Source organism: Methyloceanibacter sp., from assembly GCF_051306395.1.
GTDB lineage: Bacteria > Pseudomonadota > Alphaproteobacteria > Rhizobiales > Methyloligellaceae > Methyloceanibacter.
Window position 1 is genome coordinate 24,388 of the sequence record NZ_JBPPND010000165.1, and the last position, 22,817, is coordinate 47,204.

Annotated in this window: 21 protein-coding genes and 2 riboswitches; of the genes, 6 read left to right on the forward strand and 15 right to left on the reverse strand. The window is 67.3% G+C overall.

What is annotated here, in order from left to right:
- The first annotated feature begins 308 nt into the window (after positions 1-308).
- Entirely contained in the window at positions 309-3,122 is a 2,814-nt protein-coding gene (locus tag ACSLE4_RS08505; protein WP_435904029.1) for a L,D-transpeptidase family protein, read from the forward strand.
- 5 nt (positions 3,123-3,127) lie between these two features.
- On the opposite strand, the gene ACSLE4_RS08510 is transcribed toward ACSLE4_RS08505, so the two are convergent.
- From ACSLE4_RS08510 to cobS, 4 genes are all read right to left on the reverse strand, one after another.
- Positions 3,128-5,068, reverse strand: a complete 1,941-nt coding sequence (locus ACSLE4_RS08510) for a glutamate ligase domain-containing protein (protein ID WP_435904030.1) — start codon at positions 5,066-5,068, stop codon at positions 3,128-3,130.
- A 101-nt stretch (positions 5,069-5,169) separates the two neighbouring features.
- Positions 5,170-5,472, reverse strand: coding sequence for a hypothetical protein (locus tag ACSLE4_RS08515; RefSeq protein ID WP_435904031.1), 303 nt, complete (start codon positions 5,470-5,472; stop codon positions 5,170-5,172).
- Between the two features lie 123 nt (positions 5,473-5,595).
- Positions 5,596-5,874, reverse strand: coding sequence for a hypothetical protein (locus tag ACSLE4_RS08520; RefSeq protein ID WP_435904032.1), 279 nt, complete (start codon positions 5,872-5,874; stop codon positions 5,596-5,598).
- A gap of 108 nt (positions 5,875-5,982) precedes the next feature.
- A complete protein-coding gene (gene cobS / locus ACSLE4_RS08525) occupies positions 5,983-6,726 on the reverse strand; it encodes an adenosylcobinamide-GDP ribazoletransferase (RefSeq protein ID WP_435904033.1) in 744 nt (247 codons plus the stop codon).
- Between the two features lie 45 nt (positions 6,727-6,771).
- Between cobS and cobT the strand changes: the two genes are divergently transcribed.
- Positions 6,772-7,788, forward strand: a complete 1,017-nt coding sequence (gene cobT / locus ACSLE4_RS08530; RefSeq protein WP_435904034.1) for a nicotinate-nucleotide--dimethylbenzimidazole phosphoribosyltransferase — start codon at positions 6,772-6,774, stop codon at positions 7,786-7,788.
- Here cobT and ACSLE4_RS08535 read toward each other — a convergent pair whose 3' ends face one another.
- The 4 genes from ACSLE4_RS08535 to cbiE are packed head-to-tail and all read right to left on the reverse strand — an operon-like array spanning position 7,789 to position 11,487.
- Positions 7,789-9,102, reverse strand: coding sequence for a cobyrinate a,c-diamide synthase (locus ACSLE4_RS08535; protein WP_435904035.1), 1,314 nt, complete (start codon positions 9,100-9,102; stop codon positions 7,789-7,791).
- Positions 9,099-9,860: a precorrin-4 C(11)-methyltransferase gene (gene cobM, locus ACSLE4_RS08540; protein WP_435904036.1), complete on the reverse strand. Its 762-nt coding sequence runs from the start codon at positions 9,858-9,860 to the stop codon at positions 9,099-9,101. Before cobM ends, ACSLE4_RS08535 begins: the two co-directional genes overlap by 4 nt.
- Positions 9,857-10,243 (reverse strand): cobalamin biosynthesis protein, encoded by a 387-nt coding sequence (locus tag ACSLE4_RS08545; protein WP_435904037.1) that lies wholly within the window; start codon positions 10,241-10,243, stop codon positions 9,857-9,859. Before ACSLE4_RS08545 ends, cobM begins: the two co-directional genes overlap by 4 nt.
- The gene (cbiE, locus tag ACSLE4_RS08550) at positions 10,240-11,487 is read right to left on the reverse strand and encodes a precorrin-6y C5,15-methyltransferase (decarboxylating) subunit CbiE (RefSeq protein WP_435904038.1); all 1,248 of its coding nucleotides are present in this window, start codon (positions 11,485-11,487) and stop codon (positions 10,240-10,242) included. Before cbiE ends, ACSLE4_RS08545 begins: the two co-directional genes overlap by 4 nt.
- Here cbiE and ACSLE4_RS08555 point away from each other — a divergent pair.
- Complete coding sequence (locus ACSLE4_RS08555) at positions 11,486-12,247, forward strand: cobalt-precorrin-6A reductase (RefSeq protein ID WP_435904039.1); 762 nt, start codon at positions 11,486-11,488, stop codon at positions 12,245-12,247. The two genes, cbiE and ACSLE4_RS08555, sit on opposite strands and share 2 nt — an antisense overlap.
- Here the strand turns inward: ACSLE4_RS08555 and ACSLE4_RS08560 are convergent.
- The 7 genes from ACSLE4_RS08560 to ACSLE4_RS08590 are packed head-to-tail and all read right to left on the reverse strand — an operon-like array spanning position 12,211 to position 20,337.
- Positions 12,211-12,975: a precorrin-3B C(17)-methyltransferase gene (locus ACSLE4_RS08560; protein ID WP_435904040.1), complete on the reverse strand. Its 765-nt coding sequence runs from the start codon at positions 12,973-12,975 to the stop codon at positions 12,211-12,213. The two genes, ACSLE4_RS08555 and ACSLE4_RS08560, sit on opposite strands and share 37 nt — an antisense overlap.
- Positions 12,972-13,694, reverse strand: coding sequence for a precorrin-2 C(20)-methyltransferase (locus tag ACSLE4_RS08565; protein WP_435904041.1), 723 nt, complete (start codon positions 13,692-13,694; stop codon positions 12,972-12,974). The genes ACSLE4_RS08560 and ACSLE4_RS08565 overlap by 4 nt, the downstream gene beginning before the upstream one ends.
- Positions 13,691-14,323, reverse strand: coding sequence for a precorrin-8X methylmutase (locus ACSLE4_RS08570; RefSeq protein ID WP_435904042.1), 633 nt, complete (start codon positions 14,321-14,323; stop codon positions 13,691-13,693). Before ACSLE4_RS08570 ends, ACSLE4_RS08565 begins: the two co-directional genes overlap by 4 nt.
- On the reverse strand, positions 14,316-15,563 hold the full coding sequence (gene cobG / locus ACSLE4_RS08575; RefSeq protein WP_435904043.1) for a precorrin-3B synthase: 1,248 nt from the start codon (positions 15,561-15,563) through the stop codon (positions 14,316-14,318). The genes ACSLE4_RS08570 and cobG overlap by 8 nt, the downstream gene beginning before the upstream one ends.
- Positions 15,560-18,883, reverse strand: a complete 3,324-nt coding sequence (cobN, locus tag ACSLE4_RS08580; protein WP_435904044.1) for a cobaltochelatase subunit CobN — start codon at positions 18,881-18,883, stop codon at positions 15,560-15,562. The genes cobG and cobN overlap by 4 nt, the downstream gene beginning before the upstream one ends.
- A 5-nt stretch (positions 18,884-18,888) precedes the next feature.
- Positions 18,889-19,923, reverse strand: a complete 1,035-nt coding sequence (gene cobW / locus ACSLE4_RS08585) for a cobalamin biosynthesis protein CobW (protein ID WP_435904045.1) — start codon at positions 19,921-19,923, stop codon at positions 18,889-18,891.
- Positions 19,924-20,337, reverse strand: coding sequence for a DUF1636 family protein (locus ACSLE4_RS08590; RefSeq protein ID WP_435904046.1), 414 nt, complete (start codon positions 20,335-20,337; stop codon positions 19,924-19,926).
- A 110-nt stretch (positions 20,338-20,447) separates the two neighbouring features.
- A riboswitch (cobalamin riboswitch) is annotated at positions 20,448-20,640 on the reverse strand.
- A gap of 157 nt (positions 20,641-20,797) precedes the next feature.
- Positions 20,798-20,998, forward strand: a riboswitch (cobalamin riboswitch).
- A 35-nt stretch (positions 20,999-21,033) separates the two neighbouring features.
- Between ACSLE4_RS08590 and ACSLE4_RS08595 the strand changes: the two genes are divergently transcribed.
- The 3 genes from ACSLE4_RS08595 to cobO are packed head-to-tail and all read left to right on the forward strand — an operon-like array spanning position 21,034 to position 22,817.
- Complete coding sequence (locus tag ACSLE4_RS08595) at positions 21,034-21,660, forward strand: HupE/UreJ family protein (protein WP_435904047.1); 627 nt, start codon at positions 21,034-21,036, stop codon at positions 21,658-21,660.
- Between the two features lie 6 nt (positions 21,661-21,666).
- Positions 21,667-22,203: a bifunctional adenosylcobinamide kinase/adenosylcobinamide-phosphate guanylyltransferase gene (gene cobU, locus ACSLE4_RS08600; RefSeq protein ID WP_435904048.1), complete on the forward strand. Its 537-nt coding sequence runs from the start codon at positions 21,667-21,669 to the stop codon at positions 22,201-22,203.
- Positions 22,200-22,817, forward strand: coding sequence for a cob(I)yrinic acid a,c-diamide adenosyltransferase (gene cobO, locus ACSLE4_RS08605; RefSeq protein ID WP_435904049.1), 618 nt, complete (start codon positions 22,200-22,202; stop codon positions 22,815-22,817). Before cobU ends, cobO begins: the two co-directional genes overlap by 4 nt.

Consider the following 22,817-nt stretch of genomic DNA (forward strand, 5'->3'; position numbering starts at 1 on the left):
GGGGCCCAGGAACCGCCCCGTTTTGCCGATATCCGTCAGGTCTCTCACGAAATCGTCAGTGATTTCAGAGTGGCCGTTGGCAGTCCCAGGGACTACGCTGAGGGGGTTGAGGGGACCAGGAGATGGGCGGACGACCCACAGTTGTGGGGCTACTCGCAGTAGCTGTAGCGGCGTGGTGTGCTGGCGCAATCGCGGCGTCGCCTGCGGCTGCGGAATTTCGGATTCCTGGCCTCTTCGAAGTCAAGCCCAAGGCCGCCCAGCGGAAGCAGGTCTTCCGCCCCACCATACCGAACCGAAATCCCAGCCGCGTGACAGCCGGCGTATCCGCCGCTGCCGTGTCGCCGGAGATCGCCGACAACAGCGAGGCCACGGCCGTCGTCGGCACCGCGTCGGCGGCGAGCGTCGCCTTGGCGCTTTCTGCGCCCGAGCCGAAAGAGGCCGCGTCGGAAACTCAAGCGCCCGAGACCGAGACTGCTGCAATGGAGCCTGCGGCGGAGGACGATTCCTCTGAGGCGCTTGAGACGGTCGAAGCCGCGCCCGAGGAAGACGCCGAAGCGGTGGCCGCGACTGTCTCGGACGACGAGGTGAAGTCGACCGAGCCCGTGTCTGCTGACGAGCCGGACAAAACAACGGAGCTTACCGAGACGGCAGAGTCGGCCGAAGCGTCCGCTGAGACCGCGGAAGCTCCGGCGCCCCAAGACTCCAAAGATGCACAAGACACCGACGACCCGGCTGAAGAGGTCGAACCTGTTGAGACTGCTGAGACCGAAGCGGATGCGGACGAGGCTGACGCCGAGGCGGCCGGCGCCGTGGAGACCGCGGAGTCGGATGCGCAGCCGGAGGTGACGGCGGACACGGAGCCGGCCGTGACCGACGCGGACGACGAAACCGCCATGGCGGACGGTTCGGACGAGTCCGATGAGGATTCGCGGCCGACAGAAGCCAAACAGGGCGATATCGAAGACGACGAAACACCTGCCGACACCGCCGAGACCGCTTCGACCGAACCCAAGGAAGACGAGACACCGGCGGAGATCGCGGCGGTGGCGCCGCCCGCGACGGAAACGCCTGAGAACGCAGAGGACGAGACTTCAGCAACGGCCATGGAGGAGACCGAGCCGGCAGCGATAGAGACGGCGAAGATCGAGGAAGTCGCCGATCCTGAAGAAGCTGCGGAACCGGCCGAGGCGCCGGAGCAGGCCAAGACGCCGCCTTACGATGCAAGCGTCGTGCTCGATGTGTCTCCGCCCCCGGATGAGGTTCTCGCGGCCGTCGTTACACCGGCGGCCGATATCACCCCGCCGAAGGACGAAGAAGAAGAGACCAAGATAGCCGCCTTGACGCCGCCGAGCGCGCCGGTCCCTGAACCGGAGGCAAAAGAGGAAGAGACGTCCACGGCCGAGGCGCTGGATACGGCGCCGTCCGAAGACGAAAAGGTCGAGGCCGAGGACGCACCGGCCGAGGACTCGTCTACCGAGGACTCGTCTACCGAAGACTCGCCTGCCGACGACGCTTCCGCCGACGCTGATGCGCAAACGGAAAGCGCCGCGGACGAGGATGAGGCCTCCAACAATAACCAAGCGAGTTCAGAGGAGACAGCCGAGACGCCAAGTGAGGAAGAGGCCGTCGCCGAAGAGGCAGGGCCACCGCCACCGCCCCCGGCCCATCCGGTCGTCGCCGCCATCCGCGCTAAGCTCGAGGAGCCCGGCCAATACAAGAGCGCTGCCGCGTCGGACCTCAAGGCGCTGACGGAACTCTATGGCGCTCGCGAGGAGCCGCCACTGTGGATCACCGACAGCGGCTTCTCAGATAAGGCCAAGGCGATCATGGCCGAGATTCGCAAGGCCGACGACTGGGCGCTGCAAGCTTCCTCCTTTGAGCTGCCCGCCGCCGACGCGGCGCCAGCGACCGAGGATGCCCAGGCGGATGCCGAGATCAAGCTGTCGATCGCCATTCTAAGCTATGCGCGCGACGCTCAGATTGGACGGCTCTCGCCGTCGCAGGTCAGCAAGCTGTTCGATCAGCACCCGACCTTGCGCGACCCGAAAACCGTGCTCACTGAGATGGCTGGGTCCGACGCGCCTGACAAGTATCTGCTGTCGCTTCATCCGCAGCACGTGCCGTTCAAGCGGCTGCAAGAGGCCTTGGTTCGGGCGCGCGATTCTGCGAATGCCACGGGGCGCCGTCCGGAGGACGACCGCAAGGTCCAACTGATCGTCATCAATATGGAGCGCTGGCGCTGGCTGCCGCGTCAGCTCGGCAATTATCACGTTTGGAACAACGTGCCGGAGTTCAACGTGCGCGTCATCAAGGGCAGCCAGGTGATCTATCAGGAGAAGACGATCGTCGGTCAGCACAAATATGCCACGCCGTTCTTCTCCGCGCCCATGCGCAACATCGTGTTCCATCCGAACTGGACCGTGCCGCCGACCATCATCAAGGAGGATTTGGCGCCGAAGCTCAAGGGTCCCAGCGGTGGCGGCTTCTTCGGCAACTCGAAGGATGCCATCCTGCGGCGCTACGGACTCGCGGTGAGCTACAAGGGTGAGCGCATCAGCGCGGACACGGTCGACTGGGACAACGTCAACATCCACGCCTATACCTTCACGCAGGAGCCCGGGCCCGCCAACGTCCTCGGCCAATTCAAGTTCAACTTTCCCAACAAACACGCCATCTACATGCACGACACGCCTCAGCGCGAGCTGTTCGCCGAGAGAACGCGCACGCTGAGCCATGGCTGCATTCGCGTGAACCAGCCTGATCGTCTTGCCGCGCTGCTTCTGGGCGAAGACAAGGGGTGGTCCATAAATCAAGTACGGAGCCTAGTGGCCAAGGGGCCCGATTCGAGCACGGTGATTTCGCTCAACCGCCACGTGCCCGTGCATCTGACCTACTTCACCGCCATGGCCGACCAGGACGGAACGGTGAGCGACTTCGGCGATATCTATGGCATCGACAACCGCATGGCGTCGAAACTGTTCAGCAACCCGGCGCACTTCCCGGTGCCGCCCACGCCTGAGGTGGCCGAGTCGGGGTCGAGCTCGCGCGCGCAGGCGCAGTCGCAGCGCCAGCGGAGCGGCGGCGGCTTCGACAGCTTTATCTCCGGTATTTTCGGAAACTAGGCAGCTCAGGTGTCGAGCGCGCCGAGGATGTCGCGCGCGAAGGTCGTGAGCGAGGGGTCCCGCGCACCCATGACCAGCACCACGTCGCCGTCTTTTGCGTCCTCGGCAATGCGTCCGATCAGCCAATCACGCGACGGCGCGAACGCGGCATTCGTGCCCCGCGCTGCGATTTCCTCGACGATCTCGGCCGCCGAGAAATCGCGCGTCGCCGTGCCGCCCGCATAGAACACCTCCAGCATCCACAGCCGGTCGTCCGGTCCGAGCTCCCCCGAAAAGGTGCGCACGAAGTCGCTCCGCAGAAACCGCGTCGGCCCATAGCCGTGCGGCTGGTAGACGGCCAGCACGCGGCTGCCTCTGAGCTTCGCGGTTCGGATGGCGGCGGCGATCTTCTCGGCGTTGTGGGCGAAGTCATCCACCACCTCGATGCCGCGCGCGCAGCCCACCGTCTGGAAGCGCCGCCCGATGCCGGAGAAGCCGGCAAGCGCCGCCGCCATATCGGCAAGCGGCACGTCAACCGCGCGGCACGCGGCAATCGCCGCCAGCGCGTTCATCACATTGTGGATGCCGGGCACCGGAAGCTCAAAAGTGACGTCATCCACCCGGAAGCGGCTCCCATGCGCTCCTGGCGCGATGTCTTGTCCACGTACGTCGGCGCGCTCGCTAAGTCCGAACCGCAAGCTCCCGCCCGCGAACGGATCGAGGTTCCCATCATCGCCGACAACGAGCGTCTCGCGCGCCCTCGCCCGTAAGGTCGCGAACATCGCCGCCACCTCCTCCATCTCCTTGTGGTCGCGCTGGAGATTCAAGATTACGCCCACGGCCGGTGCATAGTGCACGAGCGAGCCGTCGCTCTCGTCCGCCTCCACCACGAGGAAATCGGAGTCGCCGGCACAGGCATTACCGATCAAACCCTCGGCCTGCAGCGCGGGCAAGTCGCCCCCGGTGATGACGGAAGGGTCTCGTCCCGCGCCCCGCAAAATTTCGAACGTCATGCCGGTGACGGTGGACTTGCCGCTTGTGCCCGTCACGGCGATGGAGCGATATGCCGCCACGAACTGCGCGAGCATTTCCGAGCGGTGCACGATGGGGATGTTTTGTGCCGTGGCCGCGGCGAAGTCCGGCACTTGCGCCTCGACCGCCGTGGACACCACGAGCGCGGCGCAGTCCGTCCCCACGCCGCTGCCGTCTTGGCGAAAGACCTCGATACCCAGCGCTTCGAACTGCGCGCGCACGGCTCCACGTTCACCGTGATCGAAGGCGCGGTCGCTTCCCGACACGCGCCCGCCGGTCATCGCCTGAAACTGGGCGATTGCGCTCATGCCGGAGCCGCCGAGCCCCGCATAGTGAAAGCGTCCGCCGCCGTAAGGGTCGGGGATGGCGCGTCCCGTGGACGGGGCGATGAGCACGAAATCGCCTTCATGCACGACATCGAACAGCGCGCGGATATCGGCATTCCCAAGCCGCACGCAGCCCTGCGACATGGGGCGGCCGACCAGCGCTTCCTGGTTGGTGCCGTGGAGATAGATGTAACGTTCGAGCGAGTCGTGCCCTGGTCCGCGATTGATGCCGTCCTCGAGTCCGTCGAGGGTGAGGATGCGCGTCAGAATGAGATCGCCGTCGCAATCTTCGCCGCACCAGGTCTCGCCCGTCGGCTCGCGCGATACGAACACGCTCCCCGGACAGGCGCCCGCGCCAATGCGTGCATGAATGCGGTGCCAGCCGGGCGGCGTCTTGAAGGAGTTCTCTTCACCGCCGATGCCGTTCTTTGCCGTGGAGACCTGCCATGCGGCGAGAGCCGTCTCGTTCTCGATCCAGACCGCGGTCTGGCGTTCCACGTCGACCATGAGCAAGCGGCCGGGAAAGGCGTCCGGCGCGCCGGGCCGCTTGAGCGCGGCGCGGGCGAGCGCCAATGCGCGGTCCGATATGGCGGGAAGGGGCGGGGTCACGCGGCGCACTCTGCCACAACGGGCCGCCGCACTGTCACCCCTTTGTTAAAGGACCGGCGGGGAGACCGCCGGTCCTTCAAATTGCCTGCCGTCGCCAGTTGCTACCAGTAATACCGGCGCCCGTAATAGGGTCGTCCCCAGTACCCATAGTTGCCGTAATAGCGCGCATAGGGCGGGCCATAATAGTAGCGCCTCGGCGCGTAATAGCGCGGTGCGTAATAGCGGTAGGGCCGCGCGTAACGATAGGGGCGATAACCCCGTCGGCGGTAATAGCCAACCGGTTCCGCGCTCGCGGGGCTTGCCTGATCGATTTTGGGGAGCGACGCGGCTTGCGCCGGTGCGGCGCCAAGCGAGAACACCGCCACGAGTCCCGCGGCGGCAAACAGAATGAGGGAGTGACGCATTTCAAGCTCCTGGTACGCCAACCACCCCCGGCCGACTTAACTTACCGGGGGCGTGCGGGCGCGGCAATGCGCCTGCCCGTCACATCGGCGTGAAACCTGTTCAGAAACGAGCGAGGCTCGCTCCTAGAAGAGCGGACCGCCATACGGGTAATAATACTGCCAGTTATAATACTGGTAGGGCCGCCAATAAGGCGTGCACTGCCAGCCGCAGCCGCGCACGGTGCGCCGCGCGCCGCGGCGGGCTCGGGCGCGCCAGCCCACGGTCTCGACCTTCGACTGATGGCCGGCGACCGTCTTGGTCAGGGCCGCATGCTCGGAAACGGCGAGCGGCGCCGCTGTGACGATCGTCGGGGCGACGAACGCCACGCCGCAAATAAGCGAAAACGCAAGCACGATACGCATCAGACTTACTCCCTGCGGTTCTTTTCGAGTCCGTCGAGGGACTCTTATTCTGTGAGCACTTTAGCACGGGTGTCTTTCCGCCTCGTTACAGCCCGCTTAGGGTTTCGCTCACCATAGCGCCGCGGCAGTAAGTAAAATCAGGATCTCGCTCATCTGTTCCACGGCGCCGAGCACATCGCCGGTCTGCCCGCCGATCTGCTTGAGGCTGAGACGCGCCAGCACGATCAGCCCGGCCACGACCAGGAGCGCGGCGACAAGACCCGCGCCAACCCCGAGGCAAACCATCAACGCGAGGAGCCCAAGCAGCGCCGCGATCGTGGCCGCGCCGGCTCTCGGTGTCCCGGCGCCCGCCGACAGCCCGTCTTCGCGCGCGTTGGGAACCGCGCGCATGAAAAGCGGCAGCACGCCTCGAGCGCCCGCATGGGCCGCAATGAGCGCCGCGGCGGCGAGCCCGGGCCCGGCGAGGGCGGCGATCGCGCCGACGCGCAGCAGGACGGATACGAGCAGCGCCACGACGCCGTAGGCGCCGCTGCGGCTATCGCGCATGATCTCCAGCTTGCGCGCCTTGGTACCGCCGCCGCCGAAGCCGTCGGCGGTATCGGCCAGCCCGTCTTCATGTAGGCAGCCCGTGATAAGCGCCGTGGCGGCGACCGCGAGCGTGGCCGAGACGAAAGGCGGCAGGCCTAAGCCGTCGGCGAGCCAATAGAGCAGCGCGCCGAGCGCACCGACCACCGCGCCGACCACCGGGAAGGTCCATGCGGCTTGCACCAAGTTCGCGGGCTCCGGTGCGGTGACCGGCAGCCGCGTGCAAAAGGCTAGGCCCGCCCTGAGGTCCGTGGTAATGCCGCCCATCCCCGTAAATCCTTTGCTGCCGCTTCCGCCGGATCCTACGCCGAAATGTCCCGTTTCGCCTCTTTAGAGCATTTGCGCGCCGCCTGCCGCGATCTGCCCGAGGCTGACCAGGCTGCGGCCGAGGCCCTAAGAGCGCGCGAGGCGCGGTTGACCAAACCCCCGGGAAGCCTGGGGCGGTTGGAGGACCTCACCGCCTGGCTCGCCGCCTGGCAGGGCCGCAACCCGCCCACGCTCGATCACCCCGAGATCCTGGTCTTCGCCGGCAATCACGGGGTCACCGCGCAAGGGGTCTCTGCGTATCCCTCGGAGGTCACGGCGCAGATGGTGGCCAATTTCGCCTCAGGCGGCGCGGCCATCAACCAGCTCGCACGCCTGAGCGGCGCCGCCTTGCGCGTCACGCCGTTATTGTTGGACGCGCCGACCGAGGATCTCACGAAGCAGCCCGCCATGGATGAGACGGCGTTTCTCGACGCGGTGAGCGTCGGCTACGACGAAGTTTCCGACGGTGGCGATCTGGTCGTGCTCGGCGAGATGGGAATCGGCAACACCACCGCGGCGGCGGCGCTGTCCGCAGCCCTGTTCGGTGGCGGCGGCCGCTTCGCCGGCACGGGCACGGGCGTTGATGACGAGGGACTTGCCCGCAAGCGCGCAGCCATCGAGAAAGCACTCGAACGTCATAAGGATGCACTCGGCGATCCGTTGCGCGCGGCGGCAGCCGTTGGCGGGCGAGAACTCGCTGCCATCCTCGGTGCGTGTCTGGCGGCGCGCCACAAACATATCCCAGTGCTCATCGACGGCATCGTGTCGACGGCCGCCGTGGCGCCGTTGAAATTCTTGCGCGCCGACTCCCTCGATCATGCTCGCGTCGGACATCTGTCGGCGGAAGCCGGACACGGTCTGTTGCTGCAAGAACTCGGCATGACACCGCTGCTCGATCTCGGTATGCGGCTCGGCGAGGGCTCGGGTGCCGCGGTTGCGCTTCTGGTGTTGCGTGCCGCGCTCGCCTGCCATACGGGCATGGCGACCTTTGAAGAAGCACAAGTTTCCGACAAATCTACCTAGTCAGGCTGCAGCGATCGCATGGAAGAACGTGCCGGTGACGTTGCCGCGCCGTTGGCCCGCAGTGCCGAGCGGGTTGCCCTCGCCATCGGCGATATCGGCGAGCGGTACATCGTTGCCGGTCTCGGTGACGCGCGCATAGTGGAACTCGTGCCCCCGGATCGTGTCGCCTTGCTTGCCGAGCACGCAGTCGGACAAGAGCCGCGCCTGGCGATAGCCCAGATGAAGCTTGCGGTCCGCGAAACTCGTCGCATGACCGAGCAAGCCCGTCATGGCATGACGTCTGCCCTGTGCGTCGACCAGCCCCTCGCCCAGCACCATGTAGCCCCCACACTCCCCGTGCACGGGCCGTGTCTCGGCGAACGTCGCAAGCGACGTCTTGAAGTTTTCTGCTTTGGCCAGCGCGCCCGCATGCAGTTCCGGATAGCCGCCGGGCAGCCAGCAGGCATCGCACGTCTCGCCCGGGCCTTCGTCGGCGAGCGGCGAGAACGGCACGATCTCCGCGCCCTGTGCCCGCCAGCCTTGGACGAGATGTGGATAGACGAAGGTGAAGGCCGCGTCCTGCGCCAGCGCGACGCGCGCGCCGGGTGGCGGCAACGCCGTTGTCGTTTTCACAATTGTCGCCGATGGCGGCACTGCGAGATTCAGAATCGTGTCAAGATCGAGATGCCGTTCGGCCATCTCCGCGAGCGCATCGAGCCGCGTCTCCAGGTCGCCGTGCTCGCCCGCTTGAACCAGACCCAAATGCCGCTCCGGCAAGATGATGGTCTCGTTGCGCTGCAGAACGCCGAGAACGGGAATCTGTACTGCCTCGATGGCGCTCGCAACAAGCCGATGGTGCCGTTCGCTGCCGACGCGGTTCAGAATGACGCCCGCGATGCGCACTTGCGGATCGTGGCTGGCGAAGCCGCGCAGCAGCGCCGCCGCCGACTGCGATTGCCCGGAAACGTCGATCACCAGTACGACCGGGAGATCAAAACGCGAGGCGAGATCGGCCGTGGCCCCGGTGCGGCCCGGCTCGCCGCCGACCCCGTCGAACAGTCCCATGACGCCTTCGATGACGAGGATATCGCTGTCGGTGATCGCCGCGCGCACCAGCCCATCCAGGAGGCCGGGCCCCATGGCCCAGCTGTCGAGATTGACGCTTGCCCGCCCCGTCGCCGCCCCATGAAATGCCGGGTCTATGTAGTCCGGCCCAGCTTTGGCCGCCTGCACGGCCAGGCCCCGGCGGCGCAGCGCGGCGAGCAACGCGAGCGTTACCGTCGTCTTGCCGGCGCCGGATTTATGGGCCGCGACGATGAGTCCGCGCGCGCTCATGCCGGCCCTCCACGGTAACGTCGGCGATAATCCGCGTCGTAGAGCGCGCTCTCTCTAAAATCTTGAGGCTCAAGCGCTCGCCCGACAAGAATCAACGCCGTGCGCTCGATCGGATCCTCAGCCAGTTGGGCGCAGATGTCTCGAAGCGTTCCACGCAGGATACGCTCCTGCGGCTGGCTTGCATGCGCCACTACCGCGACGGGGCAGTCCTCGCCGTAGTGCGGTATCAACTCCGCCACGACCTTCTCCAGCGCGTGAATGGCGAGATGGATCGCCAGCGTGGCGCCGGTGGCGGCGAAAGCGGCAAGCGTCTCGCCGGCGGGCATGGCGGAGGCGCGCCCCGGCACGCGGGTGAGCACGACGCTCTGCGCCACTTCCGGCACGGTGAGCTCGCGTTGGAGCACCGCGGCGGCAGCGGCGAAGGCCGGAACGCCCGGCGTCAGCGTGAAGGGAATGGCGCGGGCGTCGAGGCGGCGCATCTGCTCGGCCACGGCGCTGAACACCGAGAGGTCGCCGGAATGGAGCCGCGCCACGTCGTGCCCCGCCTCATGCGCGGCGACATACTCCGCCTCTATTTCATCGAGCGCGAGCGGTGCCGTATCGACGAGGCGCGCGCCCTCAGGGCAGTAGGCGAGCAGGTCTTTTGACACGATAGAGCCGGCATAAAGGCAGACCGGGCAGCGTGCGAGGAGGTCGCGGCCCCGCACCGTAATCAAGTCGGCGGCGCCAGGCCCGGCGCCGATGAAATGGACGGTCACGCCTCGCCGTCCGCGGCGGCGATGGCGCAGGTCGCGGGGCCCACGACGATGCGCGCCACAATGAGCTTGGAGTCGGGACCCGCGGCGGCAAGCGCCGCGGCCTCGGCGACGGAAGCAACGCCGAACAGCTCCTTCACCCGCGGCGAGGAGGACTGCGTGCGCGGACCGGCCGCTTCCAGCTCGCCAGGCTTCACCAGAAGGAGGTTGAGCCCCCGTCCGGCAACCGCCTCGATGATGCCCGGCTCGCTGCCCTTGCCGTCGGAGGTGGCGATGGCGCCGAGCGCCTCGCGCGGTTGGCCCGCCTCGGCCAGCGCCGCGTCGATGGCGGCGTCGATTTCGAATGCCGTGGTGCCTTTGCGGCAGCCAATCCCTGCGACGATCATGATTTCTCCCAAATCCATTGCGTGACGGGCATGGCGGGACGCCAGCCCGCTTTGTTTCCTATCCGGTCGGCCCGCGACACGGCGATGCGCGTGAGCGCCCCGCCACGGGCGGCGTGCCGCGCGATCAATTCTGATTCGGTTTCCAGTGTCACGGCGTTGGCGACCAGCCGTCCGCCGGGCCTTAGGGCCTCGATGCAGGTCTCGAACACGCCGGGCACGCTTGCCCCGCCGCCGATGAAGACGGCATCAGCTGCAGCGAGCCCCGCCAGAGCTTCGGGCGCCGTCCCTTCGACGACCGAGAGATCGGGCACGCCGAAGGCTGCCGCATTGCGGCTGATGCGCGCGGCGCGGTCGGCGCGCGCCTCGATGGCGATGGCGCTCAAGGAGGGATCGGCGAGCATCCACTCGATAGCGACGGAGCCGGAGCCCGCGCCAACGTCCCACAAAAGTTCCCCGCGCTTCGGCGCCAGCGCGGATAACGTCACGGCGCGTATCTCGCGTTTGGTGATCTGACCGTCATGCTCGAACAGATTGTCCGCTAGCCCCGGCGTGTAGGCGAGAATGCGCGCGCCCGGATCGGCCGCCACGTCGATGGCCACGGTGTTGAGCGCGGCGATGTCCGTCAAATCGAACGAACGGGCGCGCGCGGTGCGCACGCGTTCGTGAGTGCCGCCGAGGGCTTCGAGAACCGTGAGCTGCGATTGTCCGAACCCTATTTCGTCAATGAGTCGCGCCAGCGCCGTGGGCCCGTCCGCGTCGGAAGTAAGCGCCAGGATGTGCGCGCCCGGATGGAGATGCGGCCGGATGCGGTCGAGCGTCCGGCCGTGCACGGAAACGAGCATGGTCTCTGGGATCGCCCAGCCCATGCGCGCCGCCGCGAGACTGAAGGCGGAGGGTGCGGGGATCACCCAACTCTCTTCCGGCGGGACATGGGCGGCCAGTGTGGTCCCGACCCCATAAAAGAAGGGATCGCCCGAGGCGAGCACGCAGACCTGGCGTCCGCGCATACCGATCACCTCGCCCACGGCAAGCGAGAAGGGCGACGGCCAAGGCTTTGTCTGACCCCGGATCAAGGGGGCGGCCAGCGCCAGGTGCCGCGCGCCGCCGAACACGATCTCTGCGCTCTCGATGAGGGTCCGGGCGCCCGCGCCCAGACCATCGATCCCGTCTTCGCCGATGCCGACAATGGACAGCCAGCGCCGCGATGAGGCAGGGTCCGGCATGATCGGCTCAGGATGCGCCATGAAGATCCTCGTTCTCGGCGGCACGGCGGAAGCGCGGGCACTGGCGGGTGCGCTGGCGGAGCGCGGTGCGTTCGACGTCATCTTGTCTCTCGCCGGCCGCACCTTGAAGCCTCGCGCGCAAGGTGTGCCGACGCGGATCGGCGGCTTTGGCGGCGCGGATGGACTCGCGGCCTATTTGCGCGATGAGAAGATCTCTGCGCTGATCGACGCCACACATCCTTACGCGGATACGATCTCCGCCAATGCGGCGCGCGCTTCCTCCGAGACCGGCGTCCCGCTGCTCGCGCTGCGCCGGCCGCCTTGGCAAGAGAAACCAGGTGATCAGTGGATCGCGGCCGCGAGTGTCGTCGCGGCGGTGGAAGCGCTGGGGAAGGCGCCGCGCCGCGTCTTTCTCGCCCTTGGCCGCGAGGAGATCGAATCTTTTGCCACCGCGCCGCAGCACACCTATCTGGTGCGCAGCGTCGATCCCGTCGACCCCCCGCTTGCCGTGCCGCACGCCATATATCTCACGGTGCGTGGACCGTTCAGCGAAGCGGACGATCGCGTGCTTCTGGAACGTCACCGCATCGACGTGATCGTCGCCAAGAACAGCGGCGGGGAGGCGAGCTACGGCAAGATCGCCGCGGCGCGCGCGCTCCATCTGCCGGTGGTCATCCTCGAACGTCCCGAATTGCCCGACGTGCCCTCCGTCGAGACCGCCGAAGACGTGCTGGTCTGGCTCGATCATGCGGTCACCGCTGCCGCGACGCGCGGCGTGTAGACGAGCGGCGCCTTGCCGTCGCGTGCGATCACCCGCGTCTCGGCTGAGCCAATGATGACCAGCGTTGCCATGTCGGCCTTCACTTCGCCCGCCTGGTCCAAAGTCGTGACGGTCAGGGCCTCGTCGGCGCGTCCCATCGCGCGGCCGAACACGACGGGTGTCGAAGGCGCAAGATGCTGCGCTAACCGCGTGAAGGCATGGCCGAGTTGCCAAGGGCGCGCCTTGGAGATCGGGTTGTAGAGCGCGATGACGAAGCCGGCCGCCGCCGCCGCGTCGAGACGCTTTTCGATCAGGTCCCACGGCTTCAGATTGTCCGACAGCGAGATGGCGCAGAAATCGTGGCCGAGAGGCGCGCCCGCCCGTGCCGCCACCGCCAGCATCGCCGTAATACCGGGGATCACCACGATATCGAGAGCGCGCCAGGCTTGAGGCCCCGTCTCGATCTCACCGCACACCGCCGCCGCCATGGCGAACACGCCGGGGTCGCCACCGGAGACCATGGCCACCTGTGCGCCCGCCGCCGCTTCGTTGAGAGCGTCTTGCGCCCGCGCGCCTTCGACGCGGTTACCCGACGCATGCCGCGCTTGGCCCGCGCGCTCTGACACCCGGTCGAGATAAGGTCCGTAGCCGTAGAGGACGTCGGCGGCGTCCAGTGCCGCGCGCGCTTCCGGCGTGAGGTATCGGTGGTCTCCGGGGCCGAGCCCGACGATCGCGAGACGTCCGCTCATGCGCGGCCCTCCCAGCCCGGCACCAGCACAATGGCGAAATAGGGCGCGGTGGTATCGAGCTTGTCGGTGAGTTTCATGACCGCCGCGTTGGTCATGGTGCCGCGCTCCACGTAGATCGCGCGGTCTAGACAGCCCGCACGCTCGCAGGCGCGGCGGATCTTGGGGAGGTGCCGGCCGATCTTCATCACCACGGCGGCGTTCGCGTCCGCCAAGCGACGCTCCAGCTCGTATTCCGGGAGCGTGCCGGGCAGCACCGTGAACACATCGTCGCCTTGGGTCATCGGGGCGCCGACCGACGACCAGCAGCCGGACATGCCGGTCACCCCGGCGACGACCTCGGTGGGGTAGCGCGCGCTCAATCGCACATGGAGATGCATGTACGAGCCGTAGAACAGGGGATCGCCTTCCGACAGAATGGCGACGGTACGCCCGTCGTCGAGATGAGAGGCGACCGCCGCGGCGGAGACGTCGTAGAAGTCGCGGATCGCGTCGCGATAGCCGGCATGCTCCTTCGGAATCTCGGTGGTCACGGGATAGAGCAGCGGCATCTCCTCGGCGCCGTTGAGGTGGCCCGTGACGATGGAACGGGCGTTGCTGACATTCCCTTCCTTGGCAAAATAGGCCACCACGTCCGCCTGCTTGAGCGCGGCGAGCGCCTTGAGCGTAAGGAGCTCCGGATCGCCGGGCCCGACGCCCACGCCGATGAGACGGCCGGTCATATGCCCTCCTTGGCGAGCGCGTTGATCGCCGCCGCCGTCATGGCGCTGCCACCCATGCGCCCGCGGACCACGAGCCAGGGCACGCCGAAAGTATTCGCCGCGAGCGCGTCTTTCGACTCCGCCGCGCCGACGAAGCCCACGGGGACGCCGAGCACCGCGGCGGGCCTAGGGGCCCCGGCGGCAAGCATCTCCAAGAGATGAAACAAGGCCGTCGGCGCGTTGCCGATCGCGACCACCGCGCCTTCGAGCCGGTCGCGCCAAAGTTCCAGCGCCGCGGCCGAGCGCGTCGTGCCGAGCTTTTCCGCGAGGGGCGGCACGCGCTCATCTCTAAGCGTACAAATCACCTCGTTGTCGGCCGAAAGCCGAGCACGGGTAATGCCATGCGCCACCATCTGCGCGTCGCAGAAGATCGGTGCGCCGTTCCGTAAGGCGCCGCGCGCCGCCGGTACGAAGTCCGGCGCGAACTCGATGACGCCCGCGGCATCCACGCGCCCGCAGGCATGGATCATGCGGATGGCGATCTCGGCCTGATCGGGCGTGAAGCGCGCCAAATCCGCCTCATCCCGTATGATGGCGAAGGAGCGCTCGTAGATCGCCGCGCCGTCGCGGATATAATTCTGCTCAAGCATTTTCGGTCTCCGTTGAGACAAGCCGTACGGCCTCCGCCACGGCGTCCTCCTCTTCGACGGAGGCGCCTGGTCGTGCACGTGCCCTACCGTTGTGAATAAGAGCGCAGCCTTGCGGCGTACCGACAATAGTGAGCGGGGCTGACGCCGGATGCGCGCAGCCCTTGACGCAGCCGGACACATGCACGGCCATGCCGCCTTGGGGTAGGTGAGCGGCGATCTCGGCGGCGAGCGTGCGCGCCGGGATCAGGCCGGAGGCGCAGGCCGGCGCGCCAGCGCAAGCCACGACGCGGCGCCGGGAATCGCGCGCGTCCACGATGAAACCGAGCGTGTCGGCTGCTGTTCCTAAAGCAAAGGCAGTCATCTCGCCGACGGGGCCGAACAGCAGTGTGCGCTGCGGGGCGGTGGCCGCCCAGGCCGCGCCATTGGCCCGCGCCATGCGTAGCAGCGCGATGACATCGAGTGCCTGCGCCTGACCGAACGGCAGCGACACACCGATGGCGCAGCGTCCGTCGTTCAGCCGATGCAGGCCGATGGTTTCTGCTGCTGGCCGCGCAGAAAGCGGTACGGCAGACGCAAGTGGGGCCCGTGCGGCGGTCAAGAACCGGGCGACGCCGTGGCGCGCGAGAATGGCGGGGGCCCGCGCCTCCGGCCCATGTTCGGCGATGACGGCGAGCATGTCGCGCACGAGTGCTACAGCGTCTTGCGGCCTCACGACACCGAGCGGCGTCGCAGATGCAGCATCGCCGCCGAGCGAGACAAGGAGCTTCGTCGCACCGCCAAGCGTGATGGCCCGCAGCCGCACATCGGCGCCGAGAGCGTCGAGAGACAGCTGCCCGCCGCCGTCGACAATCACCGAGACTTTCGGCGCTAGCGCAAGGTCTCGGGCGGCAATTGCGGCACGGATCTCGTCCGCGAGTGCATGCGCATCGATCAGCGCCGTCGGATCGTGCGGCAATGGGCTCGCCAGGACCGGCACGCCGTCGGCAAGGCCGATGTCGAGCCCTTCGACCGAAGCGGTGAAGAGCGGCGCGGAGACGGGCGTCAGCCCGCGCACTTGTAGGCTGCCGCGCGCGCTCACTTCCATGAGCCCGTTGCCGTGGGTCTGTGCGGCGGCGCAAAGCCCGGCGAAGGCGTCGATGGTCATCGGTCCCGACGGCACGATGCGCGCCAAGAGTCCGTCGCCGGTCTCCATCGGTGCGGCAAGGCGCGGGCAAGCGCCACGGACAAAGGTCGTGCTCATAAGGCCGCCTCCGTCGCGCGCGTGAGGGTCTCAGTGCCGAGATCGTTGCGCCGGGGATGCCACAAGCCTTTGGCGCGTGCCGCTTCCAGCCGTTCGGCGATGGCGCGGGCGGCTTCCGGATTCTCGCGCAGCAGAAAATCGCGCACCGTGTCGTCGGCGAGATAGGCGCTGTGCACCGCATCGAACAGCGCGCTCGATACCGCGCCAGTGGTCTCGGCGAAGTCCACGAGCCGATCCACGGTTTCGGCCAGCTCGGCGGCGCCGCGCGCGCCGTGGCGCATCATGCCTTCGATGAATTTCGGGCTGGTGGCGCGGCCGCGCACGATACGGGCGAGCGCTTGGTCAAGCGGCCGGGCGCGGGGGCGCTCAGGATTTGTCACGTCGAGCATGACGAGGTCGGGGGCTGCGCCAAGCGATCGCGCGGCCGCAGCGAAGCCGCCCACATGAGCCACGTCCTCGGCGCCTTCGAGAATGTCGCGGCTCGGATCGTCGCTTGTGTGGAGCAAAAGGTCGGCGCCCGCTACGCGCTCCGCAAATGCGCCGGGTCGCGCGGAGCCCATTCCCTCGGCCCCGCCATAGACGTGCGAGGTGGCGGCGAGATAGGCCGCGCCGAGTGCATCGTCGCTCGCGTCGCGCCCGAGCAGGTCCTCGACACCGGCGCCGTAGGCGCCCGGCGCGTTGCCGAAGATACGCGCGAGCGGCGTATCGGCGGCACGGCAGGCCGCCGCGAGCGGATTCTCTTCGCCGTCCTCGTCGCGCGCGGCGACGAGCTTCACGGCGGCGTCGAGCAGGGCGATCTGCGCCGGGAACAGGTCGCGGAACAGGCCTGAGATGCGCCAGGTCACGTCTACGCGCGGCCGGCCCATGACCGCGGGCGGCAGCACCTCCATGCCGGTGACACGCCCCGTGGCCGGGTCCCAGATCGGGCGGCAACCCATCAGCGACAGACTTTGGGCGATCTCCTCGCCACCCGTACGCAACGTCGCGCTGCCCCACAGATCGATGACCAGCGCGCGCGGCATCTCGCCGTGGGCCTGCAGATAAGCGCGGATCACCTCATCGGCGGCGCGGCCTCCAAGCTCCATGGCTGTCGGTGTCGGCAGGACGCGCGGGTCCGCGGTGAAGAGATTGCGGCCCGTGGGCAGCACGTCGCGACGCCCTCTCGACGGCGCGCCCGCCGGCCCGGGACCCACGCGCTTGCCGTCGAGCGCGGTCAGCAGCGCGTCATGCTCGGCTTGCGCGCAAGCGAGCCACGCCAGATCGTCGGTGTGCGGCGGTCGCCCATAGATGTGCAGCCCGTCTTTGATGGCGAGGTCCTTGAGGTCGCAGAGCCAAGCGTCGATCTTGCGCAGCGCGTCTTGCTCGCATTCGTCCGCGTCGATGCCAGCCTCGCGCGCGAGGCCCGACTCTTGCGCCTTGTCCACGATCAGCTTCGCCAACCGTTCGCGCCGGCGCCGGTCGAGTCCGTCGGCGATGGCGTATTCGTCGACGAGTTGTTCAAGTTCCAATGCTGCACCGGACATTTCGGTGCCGGTGAGCGGCGGCGGCAAATGGCCGATGGTCACGGCCGCCACCCGCCGTTTTGCTTGGGCCGCCTCGCCCGGATTGCTCACGATAAAGGGGTAGACCACCGGCAGCGCGCCTACGACTGCTTCCGGGAAGCACGACGCCGTCAGCGCCACCGCGTTGCCCGGCAACCATTCCAGCGTGCCGTGGGCGCCGAGATGCAGCAGCGCGTGCGCGCGCTTCTCGTGCTGGAGCCAAAGCCCGAAGGCGAGCAGGGCATGGCGCGGCGGCAAAGTCGGATCGTGATAGTCCGCGCGGCGGTCATGACTGTTGCCACGATCCGGCGGCAGCGCCACGACGACGTTGCCGAATTGCGCCGCGCGAAAGTGAAACGCGCCCTCGCGGAAATCGGGATCGCTCTCGGGCACGCCCCAGGCCGCCTCGATCGCATCGGCGATCACGCCCGGAAGTTGGCCCAGCAAGGCCCGGTAGTCGTCGAGCGAGAGCGCCGGCATCTCCGTGCCATTCTCGAGTTCTTCGAGCAGGGCAGGGGAGTCCGCAGGCTCATGATCGACCGTGTAGCCCGCGTCACGGAGATCGTCGAGCAGTGCCAAGACGCTTGCCGGCACATCGAGACCGACCGCATAGCCGGTGCGTCCGCCGGCGCCGGGATAGTCGGGCAGCACCACGGCGATGCGGCGTTCCTTGCGAGGTGTCCGCTGAAGACGTATGAGCGCGGCGATCTTGTCTGCGACCGCTTCGATGCGGTCCGGTTCCGGCCTGCTCGCGAACGCGGCGTAGCCAAGCGCTTCGTCCTTCGGCAATGCGTCCTTGAAGCCGAGCGCGCCGGCAAGCACGCGCCCGTCGAGTTCCGGCAGCACCACATGCATGGCGAGGTCCGCAGGCCCGAGCCCGCGCGGGTTCTGGGCCCAGGCCTCGCGCCGCGTGGTGGCGATCACGGCTTGCAGGACCGGGGCGTCTAGCAGATCGAACACCCCGTCGCCCGCGGCGAACGCGGTCGTAGTGACCACGACGGCGGGCGAGAGCGCATCGAACGCGTTCCGCACAAACGCAGCTGCTTCCTTATCCTTCAAGCTCGGGACGAAGAGCGGTGCCGGGGCCAGCCCGCGCGCGGCCAGCGCCGCGCACAAACCGTCGATAGGCCCCGTGTCGGCCGCAAGCACCGCCGCGCGATAGAAAAGAATAGGTACCACGGGCACGCCCGGCGTGAGCGCGGCGCACAGCGCATCGAAAGGCAAGGGGCTTTGGCCGGGCAGATAGCCCGCCATGCGCGGCACGCTCTTCGGCGCGGGCACGTCCAGGGAAGTCCCGGCATGAGCCGCAAGACATCGCAGCAGGCCTTGTAGGTTCGTGATGCCGCCTTCACGGAAATAAGCGAGCAAGATCCGCAAATCTTCGGGCGCAAGCGTCGAGGCCTCGAACAGCCGGGGATCGTCGCGGTCCTCACCGGGCAGCACCGCAAGCGCGATGCCGTGAGCGCGCGCCATCTCGGACAGCGACTCGACCCCATAGCGCCACCAATCGAGACCGCCGAGAAGCCGCACGACGATCACCTTGGCGTGCCGCGCCACACTGTCGATCCATAGATCGATTGACATGGGATGACGCAGATCGCGCAGATGCGCGAGCCGTACGCTCGGCAGCGCGCCGCGCTCTTGCCCGTAAGCCGCCGTAAGCCCGGCAAGATCGCTGTCGGCAAACGACAAGACCACGATGTCGCCCGGCGTCTGGCCGAGATCGACAGGCTCGACGATGTCGTCGAGGGTCGTGGCGCTTGTCTGCAACAGATGCATGAGCGTTACCCGGCGAGCGACTTGGTCACGGCGTCGCGATCGAGGCCTTTGAGGCCGATGACGACGACGCTGCCTTGCCGGTCTTCCGATGTGCCCCAAGGCCGGTCGTAATAATGGCTGACCCGCGGGCCCACGGCCTGAATGAGGAGCCGCATGGGCTTGCCCGTCACGGCGGCGAAGCCTTTCACGCGAAGGATGTTGTGCGCCTCGGCGAGTTCGGCGATGCGCTCGGCGATCGCGGCGGGGTCGTGGACCTCCGAAATTGGCACCAGGAAGCTGTCGAAGTCGTCGTGGTCGTGATCCTCTTCCGCGTCGTGATGGGTCATGCGGTTGTGGATGTCGTTCTCGGTGCCGACGCCAAGACCAAGCAGCGCGACGGGGTCCACCTTCCCGTCGGCCACGGTGACGATGCTCACCGCGCGCGGCAGCGCGCCGGTCACGGCCTTCATGGCCCGCTCAAGCCCGTCTTCGTCCAATAGGTCGCGCTTGTTCAGAACGACGAGATCGGCGCAGGCGATCTGATCCTCGAAGACTTCCTCGATGGGATCGTCATGGTCGAGCGCGTCGTCCGCGGCCCGTTGCGCGGAAAGCGCTTCGAGATCGGCGGAAACTTGCCCGTCAGCCAGCGCCGCACCGTCCACCACGGCCACGACTCCGTCTACGGTTACGCGGCTCTTGATCGCCGGCCAATGGAACGCCTGTACTAACGGCTTCGGTAACGCCAGACCGGAGGTCTCGATGACGATGTGATCAACTTGAGGATGCCGCGAAAGAATCTGGTCGAGCGCCGGCACGAACTCGTCCGCCACCGTGCAGCACAGGCAGCCATTGGCGAGCTCGACGATATTTTCTTCCGGGCAGGAGGCGTCGCCACAGCCTTTCAGGATCTCGCCATCGATGCCGACATCGCCGAACTCGTTGACGATCACGGCGAGCCGTCGTCCGTTGGCGTTGGCGAGCACATGGCGGATCAGCGTCGTTTTCCCCGAGCCGAGAAAGCCCGTGACGATGGTGCAGGGAACGCGGGCGAGCGACGTCATCTAGTCTCCTTCCGTGAAACCGCGTGGCGGGACGCGAGCGATGAGCCCCTTCTTCAGGATATCGGGGCGACCGCGCCAGGGCAGCACGCCGTCCCCGGCGCGGGCAAGAAGCCGGGCACCTTCGATCAAGGCTTCGGCGTCGCGGTCGGCCTCCAGCCCGCCGAAGATATAGGTCCAGGTGCCGTCGCAGCGCATTGCGGCGCTCAACGAACGGCTGCAATTGGCGAGGCACTCGACGCGGCACACGGCGACGCCGGTGCCCTCGGCTGCCTGGGCGGTGGCCTGCGCCAGCGCCAGGCCCGGTCGCGGGCCATCCTCAGGCTCGTCCGGCCTACGGCAGGTTACGCAGACATAGACCGTGGCTCCTGAGCGGGCTTCCACGTCCTCGTCGGCTTCGATGTCGGTGAGAGTCACCCCTGCCAAGCCGCTCCTCGGGCCTTCCGGAATCGGGGTGCTGTACGGCGGCGAACCGGCGAATCGGCCCTCGCCAAAGACCTAACCGCCACCGAGGCACCCCGCCCGGGCGAGCGACCAGATCGACGGCAGGTCTCCTGGCTCGCGGGTCTCAGCCCCTCACCGCCTTCCCGGGGGTTTCCCAGTGGCAAAGTGGTTTGGGCTCACCGCTTACAGTTGCGGGGGCAGCCGCGGATTTGGGCGATTCCGTACCGCGTTCCCTGTTCGCTCTCATTTCGAGAGACCGTCGATTTGGGCACTTAAGGGGGCGTAGGGCCGTCTTGTCAACGTGAGCCGGTCACGTTGGGGGGCGGAGGCAGTCTGTGTGGACGCCACGTGTCGCCAGTAGGGCTCCAACCGACTTTCATGAGTGGCGATTGACATCCACCTCCGGCCTGCTTGCGGTCGGGGCGAACCTAGCTATAGTCCTCGCGTCGTCGGTTCCCGCATGAGGCGGGACGCGAGAAGGGAACGCGGTGAGGGATTTCCCCGATTCCGCGGCTGCCCCCGCAACTGTAAGCGGCGAGCACCCCTCCACTGGCCACTGGACCGATTCTCCGGGAAGGCCGAGGGAAGGCGTCGACCCGCGAGCCAGGAGACCTGCCGGCGGCCTAACCTTGAACCGCGCCCTCGGGTGGAGGGCGCATGGGGGATCAAATGAACGTTTCTCTACGCCGCACCGCTTTCCTCGCAATTGCCGCGCTTCTGCTCATGATCGCGCCGGCCTCGGCTCATCATGCGATGGGCGGCGAAATGCCGTCTACCTTCAGCCAAGGCCTGCTTTCGGGTCTCGGCCATCCCGTCATCGGGCTCGACCATTTGGCTTTTCTGATCGCCGTCGGCGTTGCGGTCGGTGTCGGCGGGCTAAGCCTCGCGCTCCCAATAGCCTTCGTCGCGGCTTCCGCGCTCGGCGTCGCCTTTCACGTCTACGAGTTCAGTCTTCCGGGTGTCGAGCTTCTCGTCGCAGCCTCAGTCGTGCTGATCGGCGCCCTCGTGGCTTCCGGCAGGGCGTTGCCGCTTGCCGCTTGGGGCGCCCTGTTCGGTCTCGCCGGGATTCTCCACGGCTATGCCTACGGCGAGTCGATTGTCGGCGCCGAGGCTGCCCCGCTCTGGGCCTATCTGCTGGGTCTCGTCGTCATCCAGAGCGCGCTGTCCGTCGGCGTTGCCTTGATCACGCGTCGGGCCGGTGAAGGCGTCACAGCGGTCGCGCCGCGTCTCGCGGGTGCCGTGGTGGTGGGAGTCGGCTTGGCGGCCCTTCTCGGACAGCTCATCCCGGAAGCGTGATTTCCAATGCTATCTGACGCAACCGGGGGCGAAGGGATCACCTTCGTCCTCGGCGGCGCCCGTTCCGGCAAGAGCCGCTACGCCGAAAGCCTTGTCACAGCGCTGCCCCAGCCGTGGATCTATATCGCCACGGCCGAAGCGCGCGACGACGAGATGGCGGCGCGTATCGCCGAGCACAAGGCGCGCCGAAAGGCCGGCTGGCAAACCATCGAGGCGCCGCATGAAGTGCCGCAAGCGCTCGACGCCGCGCCACCGGAAGCCGCGGTTCTCGTGGATTGTCTCACGCTATGGCTCTCCAATGTGATGCATGGCGCGTTCGACGTCGACAAGATCACGCTCAGTCTGGAAGAAGCGCTGCTGCGCCGCAAGGGCACGACGGTTCTCGTCTCCAATGAGGTCGGTTTGGGGATCGTGCCGGACAACGCACTCAGCCGCGCTTTCCGCGACACCCAAGGCACGCTCAACCAGCGTCTCGCGGCCATTGCCAGCCGTGTTGTGCTCGTGGTCGCCGGCCAGGCGCTCATCGTGAAAGGAACGTCATGACCAAGTCCGTCGACGAGCAAAAAGCCGAACGCCATCGGGCCAAGATGGCGAAGCGGAAATCGGCGCAAGACGAGGAAGTCGCCGGCAAGACCGTCGAGAAGGGCTTGCTCATCGTCCACACCGGCACCGGCAAAGGCAAATCGACGGCCGCCTTCGGGCTGGCTCTGCGCATGATCGGCCGGGGAAAGCGCGTCGGCATCGTACAGTTCGTCAAGGGTGCTTGGCACACGGCCGAGCGCGACGCGCTCGCCAAGTTCGGCGATCAAGTTGCCTGGCACTCCATGGGCGAGGGCTTCACCTGGGAGACCCAGGATCTCGCCCGTGACGTCGCTGCGGCCGAGCGCGCTTGGGCGAAGGCGGTCGAGCTAATGGACGATCCGAGCTTCGCACTCGTCATTCTCGATGAGCTCAACATCGCGCTGCGCTACGACTATCTACCGCTCGAGTCCGTCGTCGCCACGCTGAAAGACCGGCGTCCCGATCTCCATGTCATTGTGACAGGTCGCAACGCCAAGGCGGAGCTGATCGAAGCGGCCGACCTCGTCACCGACATGACGCTGGTCAAGCATCACTTCGCCGCCGGCGTGAAGGCGCAAGCGGGCATCGAATTCTAG

What these genes read in the sequence shown, in the direction of transcription:
- ACSLE4_RS08515 (WP_435904031.1), bottom strand. Translation starts at nt 5,472, where the DNA reads ATGCGTCACTCCCTCATTCTGTTTGCCGCCGCGGGACTCGTGGCGGTG.
- ACSLE4_RS08520 (WP_435904032.1), bottom strand. Translation starts at nt 5,874, where the DNA reads ATGCGTATCGTGCTTGCGTTTTCGCTTATTTGCGGCGTGGCGTTCGTC.
- cobS (WP_435904033.1), bottom strand. Translation starts at nt 6,726, where the DNA reads ATGGGCGGCATTACCACGGACCTCAGGGCGGGCCTAGCCTTTTGCACG.
- cobT (WP_435904034.1), top strand. Translation starts at nt 6,772, where the DNA reads ATGTCCCGTTTCGCCTCTTTAGAGCATTTGCGCGCCGCCTGCCGCGAT.
- ACSLE4_RS08535 (WP_435904035.1), bottom strand. Translation starts at nt 9,102, where the DNA reads ATGAGCGCGCGCGGACTCATCGTCGCGGCCCATAAATCCGGCGCCGGC.
- ACSLE4_RS08545 (WP_435904037.1), bottom strand. Translation starts at nt 10,243, where the DNA reads ATGATCGTCGCAGGGATTGGCTGCCGCAAAGGCACCACGGCATTCGAA.
- ACSLE4_RS08555 (WP_435904039.1), top strand. Translation starts at nt 11,486, where the DNA reads ATGAAGATCCTCGTTCTCGGCGGCACGGCGGAAGCGCGGGCACTGGCG.
- cbiE (WP_435904038.1), bottom strand. Translation starts at nt 11,487, where the DNA reads ATGGCGCATCCTGAGCCGATCATGCCGGACCCTGCCTCATCGCGGCGC.
- ACSLE4_RS08560 (WP_435904040.1), bottom strand. Translation starts at nt 12,975, where the DNA reads ATGAGCGGACGTCTCGCGATCGTCGGGCTCGGCCCCGGAGACCACCGA.
- ACSLE4_RS08565 (WP_435904041.1), bottom strand. Translation starts at nt 13,694, where the DNA reads ATGACCGGCCGTCTCATCGGCGTGGGCGTCGGGCCCGGCGATCCGGAG.
- ACSLE4_RS08570 (WP_435904042.1), bottom strand. Translation starts at nt 14,323, where the DNA reads ATGCTTGAGCAGAATTATATCCGCGACGGCGCGGCGATCTACGAGCGC.
- cobG (WP_435904043.1), bottom strand. Translation starts at nt 15,563, where the DNA reads ATGAGCACGACCTTTGTCCGTGGCGCTTGCCCGCGCCTTGCCGCACCG.
- cobN (WP_435904044.1), bottom strand. Translation starts at nt 18,883, where the DNA reads ATGCATCTGTTGCAGACAAGCGCCACGACCCTCGACGACATCGTCGAG.
- cobW (WP_435904045.1), bottom strand. Translation starts at nt 19,923, where the DNA reads ATGACGTCGCTCGCCCGCGTTCCCTGCACCATCGTCACGGGCTTTCTC.
- ACSLE4_RS08595 (WP_435904047.1), top strand. Translation starts at nt 21,034, where the DNA reads ATGAACGTTTCTCTACGCCGCACCGCTTTCCTCGCAATTGCCGCGCTT.
- cobU (WP_435904048.1), top strand. Translation starts at nt 21,667, where the DNA reads ATGCTATCTGACGCAACCGGGGGCGAAGGGATCACCTTCGTCCTCGGC.
- cobO (WP_435904049.1), top strand. Translation starts at nt 22,200, where the DNA reads ATGACCAAGTCCGTCGACGAGCAAAAAGCCGAACGCCATCGGGCCAAG.